We start from the raw sequence: 11,775 nt of genomic DNA on the forward strand, positions 1-11,775 counted from the left end.
GGAAGCCTCTGGTTGGATCGCAGGCAGGACCGACGAGAGGTGGGTGCGGTGACCGGGCAGAACGAGATCGTCCACATCGGCGGCTACACGGCGGAGACGGGCGGGCGGGCCGAGGGCGTCGTGGCGGCCCGGCGGGACCGGGTGACCGGGGAGCTGACCCCGCTGGGCGTCGTGGCGGTCACCCCGTCGCCGTCGTTCCTGGTGCGGCATCCGGCGCTGCCGGTGCTGTACGGGTGCAACGAGCTGCCCGACGGGCTGGTGAGCGCGTTCCGGGTGGCCCCGGACGGCGACCTCACGCCGCTGGGGGTCCGCGAGACCGGTGGCGCGGAGCCGTGCCACCTGGCGGTCGCCCCGGACGGGCGGCACCTGTTCGTGGCGAACTACGGCGGCGGCAGCGTGGCGGTGTTCGGCCTGGACGCCGGCGGCGTGCCGGGGGAGCGCACCGACCTGGTCCGGCACTCCGGGCACGGCGCCGACCCGCAGCGGCAGGAGCACGCGCACTGCCACATGGTCTCGCCCGACCCATCCGGCGGAGGGCTGCTCGCGGTCGACCTGGGCACCGACTCCGTCTACCGGTACGACGTCGACGCGGCCACCGGCCGGCTGGCCGAGCGGGAGCCGCGGCTGCGGACGGCGCCCGGAACCGGGCCCCGGCACCTGGCCCGGCACCCGGACGGGCGGCGCTGCTGGCTGGTCGGCGAGCTGGACGCCACAGTCACCGCGTACGAGCTGACGCCGGACGGGCCGCGGCAGTCGACGCGTGTCGACGCCAGCGGGCGGACCGGGCACGTCCAGCCCTCCGAGGTGGCCGTCGGGCCGGGCGGGCGCTTCCTCTACGTGGGCAACCGCGGCGTGGGCACGATCGCTGTCTTCGCGCTCGACGGAGCCGCGCCGGAGCTGGTGGCCGAGGTCGACACCGGCGGCGAGTGGCCGCGGCACTTCGCGTTCGCCGGGGAGCACCTGTACGTGGCCGACGAGCGGGCCGACATGATCAGGATCTTCCGGGTCGGTCCCGACGGCGGGGTGCCCGAGCCGGTCGGGGAGCCGGTGCCGGTGGCGAGCCCGACGTGCGTCCTGCCGTGACCGGACGGTCACCAAGTGACAGTCCGAAGTGGATTGACGTCACCATGGATGACTGATCGGTAACTTAGTGTATGGGTTAGCCGATCAACTGTTTCTGCTGCGTAACTTTCGTCCGAACGGTTGTGGTGGTAACCCCACGAGGTACGCAAGATGGTCACCGTGTCTGGCCGCCATCGCATGCGTTCTCACCTCCGCGGAGCAGGTGCCGCCGCCGTGGCGGCTGCCCTGGTCGCCGTCGTAACCGGCTCCTGGTTCGGCTACCAGCAGCTCGCCGGCCCGAACTGTTCGGGCCGGATCGAGCTGTCCGTGGCGACCGCCCCGGAGATCGCCCCCGCGGTGCGCGCCGCCGCCGACAAGTGGGTCTCCGACGGCGCGGCGGTGGGCGGGACCTGCATCGCGGTCAACGTCTCCTCGTCCGAGCCGGTCGAGGTGGCCGCCGCGGTGGCGAGCAAGCACGGCGCCACGCTCGCCGGCGTCGGGCAGGCCAGCGGCACCGCTGTCACCCCCGACGTCTGGGTGCCGGACTCGTCGACCTGGCTGGTCCGGCTCAAGAGCGGCGGGGCCAGCGCCTTCGCGCCGACCAACGGCGCCTCGATCGCGCGCAGCCCGGTCGTGGTGGCGCTGCCCGAGCCGGTGGCCTCGCGCATAGGGTGGCCGGACAAGAAGCTCCGCTGGTCCGACCTGCTGACCCAGGTCACCGCCAGCAAGCCGCTGCGGGCCGGGATCGTCGAGCCGACCCAGGACGCGGCCGGCCTGTCCGGCCTGCTGTCGCTGACCGCCGCGGCCAGTTCCACCGGCGAGTCCGGCTCGCCGAAGGCGCAGGAGGCGATGGTCGGTGCGCTTCGGGCGCTGGCGACCAACCGTTCCTCGCTGCGGCAGGACCTCCTCGCGCGGTTCCCGCGCTCGTCGGACCCGACGGCGATCGCCAACGGGCTGGGTGCGGCGGCGCTGTCCGAGGAGGACGTGATCGCCTACAACAGCAACAAGCCGCCGATCCGGCTCGCCGCGCTCTACCTGGAGCCGGCGCCGATTCCGCTGGACTACCCGTTCGCGGTGCTGCCCGGCATCGAGCCGACCAAGGCGTCCGCCGCCCGGGTGCTCTTCGAGGTGCTGCGTACGCCGGGCTTCAAGGACCGCCTCGCCTCGCAGGCGCTGCGCGCGCCGGACGGCAACTGGGGCCAGGGTTTCCAGGCTCCGACCGGCGCGCCGAGCCCGGCCAACGGCGGCGCGAGCCAGGTGCCGCCGTCGGGTCAGGGCGGCGCGGCCGACCTCGACCCCGGCGCCATCTCGACCGCCACCACGACCTGGTCGGTGGCCACTCAGTCGGGCCGGATGCTCTGCGTCATCGACGTCTCCGGCTCGATGAAGAAGCCGGTCGCGACCGCCAACGGCGCCAGCCGGGAGCAGGTCACAGTCGCCGCCGCGAGCCAGGGCCTCGGGCTGTTCGACGACTCCTGGTCGATCGGCCTCTGGACGTTCTCCACCAACCTCCAGGGCTCGCAGGACTGGAGCGAGCTGGTCGGAATAAAGCCTCTGTCCAGCAACCGGGGCGCGCTCCAGCGCGGCCTGGCCTCGGTCAAGCCCTCCAGCGGCAACACCGGCCTGTACGACACGATGCTCGCGGCGTACAAGAAGGTGCAGCAGGACTGGGAGCCGGGCAAGGTCAACTCGATCGTGCTGTTCACCGACGGCAAGAACGAGGACGACGACGGCATCTCGCAGAAGGCGCTGCTGGACCAGCTGAACAAGCTGAAGGACGACGAGCAGCCGGTCCAGGTCATCATCATCGGCATCGGCACCGAGGTGAACCGGGCCGAACTGGAGTCGATCACCAAGGTCACCGGTGGCGGCGCCTTCGTCACCACCGACCCCAGCAAGATCGGTGAGATCTTCCTCCGGGCGATCGCGCTGCGTCCGCCCGCCCCCCGCTGACCTGAAGCTCAGCGCTAGTCTTCCGCCGTACCGGGAATCCGGTACGGCGGAAGGCTTCCCGGGTCAAGACACGGGATGAGAACTGACGGTAATGCGTCCGAATCAATCGGTAACCATAATTGTCCAGGCATGATGACCGGGTGCCTCGACCGCAGGCTCCACACCGGAGCCGGGCGGGTACGGGGCGGTCCTGAGCGAAGTGGGGAGGGCCGGTGACCTCGGCGACGCTGTTGACCCCTGCCACGTCGTCGCGACCCGGTGGTGAACGCCCGGGCAAGACGACGCGAGCCGCGGAGCGGGCCTACATCCGGGTCCTGGTGGTGCTGGACACCGCCGTGCTCGCAGTGGCCATCCTGGTCGGTTACCTGGCCCGGTTCGGCGACGAGGAACCGACCGGGTCCGAGATCCCGTACGTGGTGGTCGCCCCGGCGCTCCTGCTGGTCTGGCTCGTCTCGCTCAAGGCGATGCGGTGTTACGACGACCAGGTGCTCGGCTACGGCGCCGACGAGTACCGCCGGGTCAGCGCGGCCAGCATGCGACTCGCCGGCGGCATCGCCATCGCCGGGTACATCGCCGACGTCGGCGTCTCCCGGGGCTTCCTGGCCATCTCCTTCGCCGTCGGCACGATCGGCCTGGAGGTGGCGCGGTTCGCGGCCCGCAAGCGGCTGCACCGGGCCCGCGACCGGGGCGCCGGCTGGTCCCGCAAGGTGCTCGTGGTGGGCGACACCGCACACGTGCTGGAGCTGGTGCACACGCTGCGCCGGGAACCGTACGCCGGCTACCAGGTGGTCGGGGCGTGCATTCCGGACGCGCTGCTCGCCCCGGTGCCGCAGCGGCTGGGCGACGTGCCGGTGGTGGGCAGCTTCCGGGGCATCCCGGAGGCGGCCACCGCGATCGGCGCCGACACGGTGGCGGTCACCGCCTCCGGCGAGCTGACCGCGACCCGGCTGCGCCGCCTCGGCTGGCAACTGGAGGGCACCGGCGTCGACCTGGTGGTGGCACCGGCGCTCACCGACGTGGCCGGCCCCCGCATCCACACCCGTCCGGTCGCCGGCCTGCCGCTGATCCACGTCGAGGCGCCCGAGTTCCGCGGTGCCCGCAAGCTGGTCAAGGGCTTCGTCGACCGGTCGATCTCGCTGATCGCGTTGCTCGTGCTGGCGCCGCTGCTGATCGTGATCGCGCTGGCCATCAAGATCGACAGTCGCGGCCCGGTGCTGTTCCGGCAGACCCGGGTGGGCCAGGGCGGCGAGGAGTTCGGCGTCTTCAAGTTCCGCACCATGGTGGTCAACGCCGACGCCCTGCTCGCCGAGCTGGCCGCGCGCAACGAGACCGACGGCCTGATGTTCAAGATGCGCGACGACCCGCGCGTCACCCGGGTCGGCCGGTTGCTGCGCAAGTGGTCGCTGGACGAGCTGCCTCAGCTCGCCAACGTGTTGCTCGGCCAGATGAGCCTGGTCGGCCCGCGCCCGCCGCTGCCCTCCGAGGTAGCCCGCTACGACGGCGACGTGGCACGCCGGCTGCTGGTCAAGCCCGGCATGACCGGCCTCTGGCAGGTCAGCGGCCGGTCGGACCTGAGCTGGGAGGACGGCATCCGGCTGGACCTCTACTACGTGGAGAACTGGTCGCTGGCCGCCGACCTGACCATCCTCTGGAAGACGTTCGGCGCGGTGGTCAACAGCCGCGGCGCGTACTGACAGGGGCGGGTCAGGGCTGCGGCCCCAGCCAGTCCAGGCAGACCACCACCGCGTCGTCCACCAGATCACCGGCGACGAACGCCCGCAGGTCGCCGATCAGCGACCGGACCGCCTCCAGCGGCTCCATCGGCGCGGTCCGGCGCAGGAACCGGTCCAGCGCCACCTCGCCGTAGCGCCCCTGCTCGGTGGTGGCGTCGATCACGCCGTCGCTGACCACGAAGAGCCGGTCCTCGCGCTCCAGCCGGAACCGCTGCGGACGGTAGTCGGTGCTCTCGAACATGCCGAGCGGGAACTGCTTGTCCAGCTCCTGCCCGGTCACCTCGTCGGCCCGCAGCCGCAGGAGGCGGGGCGAACCGGCGTCGACCACCGTCAGCTCACCGGTGGCCAGTTCCAGCTCGATCAGGAGCGCGGAGACGTGCTGTTCGCCCCGGTACTGGGCGTAGATCGCCTGGTCGGCCAGCGCGGCCTGGTCGGCCAGATCGAGCCCGGCCCGGCGCGCGTTGCGCAGCGCGTACGTGGCCAGCGAGGCGAGCAGTGCTGCGGCCACCCCCTCGCCGTAGCCGTTCAGCACCGCCAGCCAGAGCCGGTGACCGTCGTCGGACCAGTCGAAACTGTCCCCGCGCACCGCGTACGCCGGCTCCAGCTGCCCGGCCAGGCTGAACGACGGGCGGATCCGGCTGCGCCCGGGCAGCAGCTCCCACTGCATCTCGGCGGCCAGCGTGAGACGGCGGCTGCGCCGGGCGGACCGGTAGATGTCGGTGGTCGCCATGACCGCGCTCAGCTCGTGCCCGAGCACCGTGGCGAGGGTGTCCAGCTCCCGGCGGGCGTGCGGGTCGGCGGGCACCGGCGAGACCTTGAGCACGCCCCGCCGTTCGCCGCGCATGCCCACCGGGAACCAGCCGACGCCGTCGGCGATCACCGGCTCCTGGTGGTCGAAGGCGCGCCAGGCCGGGTGGCCGGGGCCGGTGACCGCCGGGCCGTCATCCAGCGGCAGCAGTTCGGCGAGCCGGTAGTCGACCTGGTAGAGCTCGGTGCGGGTGACGCCGTACGTGCGCGCCAGCTCGGCGGCGAGCCGGTCCACGATGAGATCCGTCGGCGCCTCGGTCAGGATCCGGCGCACGAGGCCCTCCGCTTCGCTCATCTTTGCTCCTTTGCACAGGTCGCCGGGCAGATCCGGGGAGTAGTCTCGGGCCCACCATGACCGAAGAGCGCAGTCCCCGGGGACCTGAAACGAGTATGTCCGCCGCCCTGGACGAGGCGGCAGGCACCTTGCTCGCCGTCTGGGAGGCCGCCCGGGAGCGCACCACCAGCCGGGTGTCGAGTGCCCAGCTACGCGTGATCATGGTCGTCGAGCAGTATGACGGCATCAACCTCCGACGGCTCGCCACGCTCACCGACATGTTGCTCTCCTCCGCCAGCAGGCTGTGCGACCGGCTGGTCGCGGCCGGGATGCTGGAACGCGAGCCGGGCCGCTACGACCGGCGGGAGATCTCGCTGCACCTCACGCCCGCCGCCATCCGGCTCCTCGCCGAGCTGCGTGCCGACCGGCGGCACCGGCTGGAGCGGATCCTGGCCGGGATGAGCCCGGAGGGCCGGGCCGCGCTGGTACGCGGCATGCGCGAGTTCGACGAGGTGGGCCGGCGCGGCGAGGCCACGGTGGCGGAGGGCTGGCCGATGCTGCAACCCTCCGGGGAACGGATCGGCGACCCCGCCCGGCCGTCCGGCGAGCCTCCGGTGGCCCGTACCGCCTGACTCAGTCGGCCCGGCCGGGATCGTCCGGCGCGCCTTCGCGGGCGGCCCGCAACCGGGCCACCACCCGGGGATGCTCGGTGAGCGCCCGCTCCAGCGTGCCGAGCACGCCGTCCAGCAGCGCCCGGCCGCCCCGGGACGTCAGCGCCTCCTCCTGCCACCCGACGAAGTCGCGCAGCAGCCGGTCGTCGTCCACCCGCACGGCCGCGATCAGCGCGTCCACCAGGTGCGCGATGCCGGCGGCGACGTCCTCGGCGCTCTCCGGCGGCGGGTCCACCGCGGCGAGCGCGAGCCGGACCAGCTCACGCCGCCGGTGCAGCACCGCCACGTACGCGTCGTCGGGCGGGGGCGGCGGCGTGCCGGTGTGCGCGGCCGACAGCGGCCGTTCCAGCAGCGCGACCGCGTCCCGGGCGCTGGCGCCCCAGCCCGCCGCACCGATCGCGGCGGCCCACCGGCCGTCCGGGCCGAAGCCGGGACCACCGGCCAGGACCGGCACCCCGGCCGCGCGGCTGGCCTCCACCATCCGCGCCGCCCGGACCAGCCGGTTCGGCTGCACGCAGCTCAGCAGCACCGCGTCCGGGCCGGTCTGGTGCAGGTAGGAGACCAGATGCCGGGCCGGCACGCTGGCGCCGAGGAACGTCACCCGCCAGCCCGCCGCCCGGACCACCTCGGTCACGATGCGGGCGGCCAGCGCGTGCCACTCGCCCTCGACGCAGGCCATCACCGCGTGCCCGCGCCGCGGCGGGCCGATCGTCGCGCCCAGCGCGTCCACCACCTGCTCGCTGACGTGGGTGGCGGCGTGCTCCTGGGCGACGCTCCACGAGCCGGTGAGCCAGCGCCGGCCGACCTCCCGCTGCGCCACCGCGACCAGGTCGACCAGGACGTCCGCGACCGAGAAGCCGTCGGCCAGCACGCCGCGCGCCAGCGCGACCGCGCCGGCCCGGTCGGCGGCGTCCAGGTGGTCGAGGTACGCGGCGAGTGCCTCCGGCCCGATCCGGCGCTCGGGCGTCACCCGGCCGCCACGGCGAGCATGGCGATGTCGTCGTGGGGTTGCCCGTCCAGCCACTCGTCGACGAGCTGGAGCACCCGGTCGACGAGCGCGGCGGGCGGAAGCCCGGCGCCGGTGGCGAGCGCCTGACGCAACCGGGGGTCGCCGAACATGGCGGGCTCGGTCGGGCCGCCCCGGGCCTCGGTCACCCCGTCGGTGTACGCCAGCAGCAGGTCACCCGGCGCCAGCCGTACCTCGGCGTCGGCGAACCGGGCGTCGGTGAGCGCGCCGACCGGCATGCCGCCCACCCGGACCGTCTCGACGCGGCCGCCCGCGCGGACGACGAGCGGCGGCGGGTGCCCGCCACCTGCCACCCGGATCAGCAGCCCGCCGCCCGGCTCACGGCGCAGCGCGCCGAGCAGGAGCGTGGTGAACTGGGCCCGGCGGGCCGCGTCGGGGCCGTCCAGCAGCGCCCGGTTGAGCAGTGCCAGCAGCTCCCGGGGTCGTTGCTCGACCAGGCGCAGGGTCTGCAGCGACTGGCGGACCCGGCCGGTCAGCACGGCCGCGCCGACGCCCTTGCCGCAGACGTCGCCGAGCGCGAACAGGCCGCCGTCACCGGTGGGGAACAGGTCGTAGAAGTCACCGCCGATGCGCAGGCTGTCCCCGGCGGCGCGGTAACCGCCGGCGAGCGTCATCCCGGGCAGGCGGGGCAGCGCCGGCGGGAGCAGGCTGTTCTGGAGCACCCGGGCCAGGTGCGCCTGCTCGCCGTACAGCTCGGCCGCGGCCAGCGCGGCGCCGGCCCGGCCGGCGAACTCCCGGGCCAGGCCGATCTCCCGCTTGTCGAAACCGGGCCGCTCCCGGCGGCGGGCCAGCACCAGCGCGCCGGCCGGACCGCCCGCGCTGGGCATCGGGCTGATCAACACGGTGCCCGGGCGGCCGAACCCGGCGGGCAGCACCTCGGCCAGGTCGGCCAGCTCGGCGTCCAGCCAGGGACTCGGTTCGGTGAGGTCGCCGTCGAGCGCCTCGACCAGGCCGGGGACGGACTCCACAGTCGGCCAGCCGGCCAGGCCGGTGACCGGGCCGGGGTCACCTGTGGCGTACCGGACCCAGTGCGGCTGATCCTCGGCGGGTGGAGGCGGGCGGTGCACCACGACTGCCGCGTCGGCCAGGTAGGGCACCGGCAGCGTCACGGCGGTACGCAGCGTCTGCTCCCGGTGCAGGGACAGCCCGAGCCGGCTGCCCGCCTCGGCGAGGAACGCGGTGCGCGACCGTTCGGCCAGCAGCGCGTCGGTGCGTGCGTGTTCCTCGGTGACGTCCCGGACGTACCAGGCACTGCGGTCGCCGGCCAAGGGGCGCCGCAGGCCGCGCAGCCGCCGGCCGTGGTGTTCGGTCTCGAACGCGTCCGACCCGGCGGCGGCCGCGCCGGCCAGGGCCGGCACCCGGCACGCGGCCAGGTCGACGCCGGGCGCCACCTCGGGGAGCAGGTCGGCGGCCATCGCGTTGACGAGCGTCACCACCCCGGCGTGGTCGACAGTCACGACCGCCTCGGCGAGCCCGTCCAGCAGTTCCCGGGCCAGATGGTCGTCAGCCGGTAGCGCGGCCTCGGCAACCCGCCGGGGCCGTCTCCGCGAGGCGTGTCCACCGCCGCTGACCGGCCCCGCGACACCGCCCCGGCGCGCGGCGGTCACCTCCGGTGGCCGGGCGCTTCGGCCGGTCGACCCCTGCGCATGCTGTCGGTGCACCCCTCGCTCGGCGGATATGTTGCCTGACGGCAAGCGTACCGAGCACACGCACGGAATGCCCGTCGAGGATCATCCCGGGTCAGGTGGTCCGGGCCAGCCAGCCCACCGGCCGGTCGACGATCCGGCGGACCACCGAGCCGGCGCCGCCGACCGCCGCGGACTGCGCCCCGAGCACGGCCGGGCGCACCGTGACCGGCGCCCAGCCGGCGGTGAGCACCCGCCGGGAGACCTCCGCCTCCACCGTCGGCCGTAGCCAGGGCGCGAGCCGGGCGTATCCGCCCCCGAGCACCACGGTGTCCAGATCCAGCAGGTTCACCACGCCCGCCACGGCGACCCCGAGGGCGGTGCCGGCGTCGGTCAGGGCGCTCAGCGTGGCCGGGTCACCGGTCTCGGCCAGGTCGGCGAGCCGGGTGGCGGCGGTGTCCGCCGGCAGTTCCGCGCCGGGCAGGCCGGCGGCGGCGAGGATCGCCTCCTGGCCCGCGTACCGCTCCAGGCAGCCCTGGCCGCCGCAGCGGCACGGCCGCCCCTGCGGCTGCACCGGGAAGTGGCCGATCTCTCCGCTCCAGCCGCGCGCGCCCCGGTAGAGCGAGCCGTCGAGCACGATCCCGGCGCCGATGCCGATCTCGCCGGTGACGTGCAGGAAGCTGCGCGGGCCGGCCGGGCCCGCGTACAGCTCGCCGAGCGCGGCCAGGTTGGCCTCGTTGTCGACCACCAGCGGGGGCACCCCGTCGACCGGCTCGGCCAGCGGGTGCCCGGCGAGCAGCGCCGGCACGTCCACGTCCCGCCAGCCCAGGTTCGGCGCGAGCCGGACCAGGCCGCCGTCGCCGACCAGGCCCGGCACTGCGAGCGCCGCGCCGGCCAGGGTCAGCCCGTCGCGTACGGCGGCCTCCCGCGCCTCGGCGGCCAGCGCGGCGAGCCGCGCGAGCGCGTCGGCGGGGGAGACCGGGCGCAGGTCGGCGCGGCGGACCAGGTGGTGCCGGACCCTGCCGGTGAGGTCGACGACGCAGGCCGCCAGGTAGTCGACGTTCACCTCCAGGCCGAGCCCGGCCGGGCCGTCGGAGGCGAGCACCAGGCCCCGGGCCGGGCGGCCCGCACCGGTACGCGGTTCCGGCTCCGCCTCGGCGACCAGCCGGCCGGCGATCAGGTCGTCCACGACGGCGGAGACGGTGGCACGGGTGAGGCCGGTGTCGGCGGCGATCCCGGCGCGCGAGGGCGGCCGGTCGGCGGCGGCGATCCGCCGGAGCACCACCGCGAGGTTCAACTCGCGCAGGCTGCCCTGCCGGACCGCCCCGGCGGTGCGGGTGCTTGTCACCGCTTGACACTGCCACATCGCCGCCATTTAATTCAACCGCTGAACAAATCTCGGACGACACCACCACCTGGAGGTCTGCCATGGCACCCCGCCCCACCCCCGCGGACAAGTTCTCCTTCGGCCTCTGGACGGTGGGCTGGCCGGCCCGTGACCCGTTCGGCGACGCCACCCGCCCCGAACTGGACGCCGTCGAGGCGGTGCACCGGCTCGCCGAGCTGGGCGCGTACGGCATCACCTTCCACGACGACGACCTGATCCCGTTCGGCGCGGACGCCGCCACCCGCGACGCCCGGCTGAGCCGCTTCCGCAAGGCCCTCGACGAGACCGGCCTGGTCGTGCCGATGGTCACCACCAACCTGTTCAACCACCCGGTGTTCAAGGACGGCGGCTTCACCAGCAACGACCGCGACGTGCGCCGGTACGCGCTGCGCAAGGTGCTGCGCAACGTCGACCTGGCGGCCGAGATGGGCGCGAAGACGTTCGTCATGTGGGGCGGCCGGGAGGGCGCCGAGTACGACGTGGCCAAGGACGTCCAGGCGGCGCTGGACCGCTACCGCGAGGCGGTCGACCTGCTCTGCGAGTACGTCGTCGACAACGGCTACGACCTGCGTTTCGCGCTGGAGCCCAAGCCGAACGAGCCCCGGGGCGACATCCTGCTGCCCACCGTCGGCCACGCGCTCGGCTTCATCTCCACGCTGGCCCGCCCGGAGATGGTCGGGCTCAACCCGGAGGTCGGGCACGAGCAGATGGCCGGGCTGAACTTCGCCCACGGCATCGCCCAGGCGCTCTGGCAGGGCAAGCTGTTCCACATCGACCTCAACGGGCAGCGCGGCATCAAGTACGACCAGGACCTGGTCTTCGGCCACGGCGACCTGCTCAACGCGTTCGCCCTGGTCGACCTGCTGGAGCACGGCGGCCCGAACGGCGGCCCGGCCTACGACGGCCCGCGCCACTTCGACTACAAGCCGTCCCGCACCGAGGACATGACCGGCGTGTGGGCCTCCGCCGAGGCGAACATGCGGACGTACCTGCTGCTCAAGGAGCGGGCCGCGGCGTTCCGCGCCGACCCGGAGGTGGTCGAGGCGCTCGCCGCCGCCCGGGTGGCCGAGCTGGCCACCCCGACGCTCAACCCCGGTGAGGGCTACCGCGAGCTGCTGGCCGACCGGACCGCGTTCGAGGAGTTCGACCCGGAGGCCGCCGGGGCGAAGGGCTTCGGCTTCGTCCGGCTCAACCAGCTCGCCGTCGAGCACGTGCTCGGCGCGCGCTGAGGCGGGC

9 protein-coding genes are annotated in these 11,775 nt (G+C 74.3%); 5 read left to right on the forward strand and 4 right to left on the reverse strand.

What is annotated here, in order from left to right; all coding sequences use genetic code 11:
• Positions 1 to 48: 48 nt before the first annotated feature.
• The 3 genes from ABIH81_RS13925 (at position 49) to ABIH81_RS13935 (ending at position 4,709) form a co-directional block, all read left to right on the forward strand.
• Positions 49 to 1,083 (forward strand): lactonase family protein, encoded by a 1,035-nt coding sequence (locus ABIH81_RS13925; protein ID WP_349880645.1) that lies wholly within the window; start codon positions 49 to 51, stop codon positions 1,081 to 1,083.
• A gap of 177 nt (positions 1,084 to 1,260) precedes the next feature.
• On the forward strand, positions 1,261 to 3,015 hold the full coding sequence (locus ABIH81_RS13930) for a substrate-binding domain-containing protein (protein ID WP_349880647.1): 1,755 nt from the start codon (positions 1,261 to 1,263) through the stop codon (positions 3,013 to 3,015).
• Positions 3,016 to 3,227: 212 nt separating this feature from the next.
• On the forward strand, positions 3,228 to 4,709 hold the full coding sequence (locus ABIH81_RS13935; RefSeq protein WP_318335447.1) for a sugar transferase: 1,482 nt from the start codon (positions 3,228 to 3,230) through the stop codon (positions 4,707 to 4,709).
• Positions 4,710 to 4,719: 10 nt separating this feature from the next.
• Here ABIH81_RS13935 and ABIH81_RS13940 read toward each other — a convergent pair whose 3' ends face one another.
• The gene (locus tag ABIH81_RS13940; protein WP_349880648.1) at positions 4,720 to 5,850 is read right to left on the reverse strand and encodes a PP2C family protein-serine/threonine phosphatase; all 1,131 of its coding nucleotides are present in this window, start codon (positions 5,848 to 5,850) and stop codon (positions 4,720 to 4,722) included.
• A 95-nt stretch (positions 5,851 to 5,945) separates the two neighbouring features.
• On the opposite strand from ABIH81_RS13940, the gene ABIH81_RS13945 reads away from it, so the two are divergent.
• Complete coding sequence (locus ABIH81_RS13945) at positions 5,946 to 6,461, forward strand: MarR family transcriptional regulator (protein ID WP_349880650.1); 516 nt, start codon at positions 5,946 to 5,948, stop codon at positions 6,459 to 6,461.
• A 1-nt stretch (position 6,462) separates the two neighbouring features.
• Here the strand turns inward: ABIH81_RS13945 and ABIH81_RS13950 are convergent, their stop codons facing one another.
• From ABIH81_RS13950 to ABIH81_RS13960, 3 genes are all read right to left on the reverse strand, one after another.
• Positions 6,463 to 7,470 carry a cobalamin-dependent protein gene (locus ABIH81_RS13950; protein ID WP_349880651.1) on the reverse strand — a complete coding sequence of 336 codons (1,008 nt, stop codon included), beginning with the start codon at positions 7,468 to 7,470 and terminating at the stop codon, positions 6,463 to 6,465.
• Positions 7,467 to 9,134: a PP2C family protein-serine/threonine phosphatase gene (locus tag ABIH81_RS13955; RefSeq protein WP_349880652.1), complete on the reverse strand. Its 1,668-nt coding sequence runs from the start codon at positions 9,132 to 9,134 to the stop codon at positions 7,467 to 7,469. Before ABIH81_RS13955 ends, ABIH81_RS13950 begins: the two co-directional genes overlap by 4 nt.
• A gap of 133 nt (positions 9,135 to 9,267) precedes the next feature.
• Positions 9,268 to 10,527, reverse strand: a complete 1,260-nt coding sequence (locus ABIH81_RS13960; protein ID WP_349880653.1) for an ROK family protein — start codon at positions 10,525 to 10,527, stop codon at positions 9,268 to 9,270.
• Between the two features lie 53 nt (positions 10,528 to 10,580).
• Here ABIH81_RS13960 and xylA point away from each other — a divergent pair, with 53 nt between their 5' ends.
• Entirely contained in the window at positions 10,581 to 11,768 is a 1,188-nt protein-coding gene (gene xylA, locus ABIH81_RS13965) for a xylose isomerase (RefSeq protein WP_349880656.1), read from the forward strand.
• The last annotated feature ends 7 nt before the right edge of the window (positions 11,769 to 11,775 follow it).

The sequence above is a fragment of the Micromonospora sp. HUAS YX12 genome, from assembly GCF_040215685.1.
In the GTDB taxonomy this organism is placed as follows: domain Bacteria; phylum Actinomycetota; class Actinomycetes; order Mycobacteriales; family Micromonosporaceae; genus Micromonospora; species Micromonospora tulbaghiae.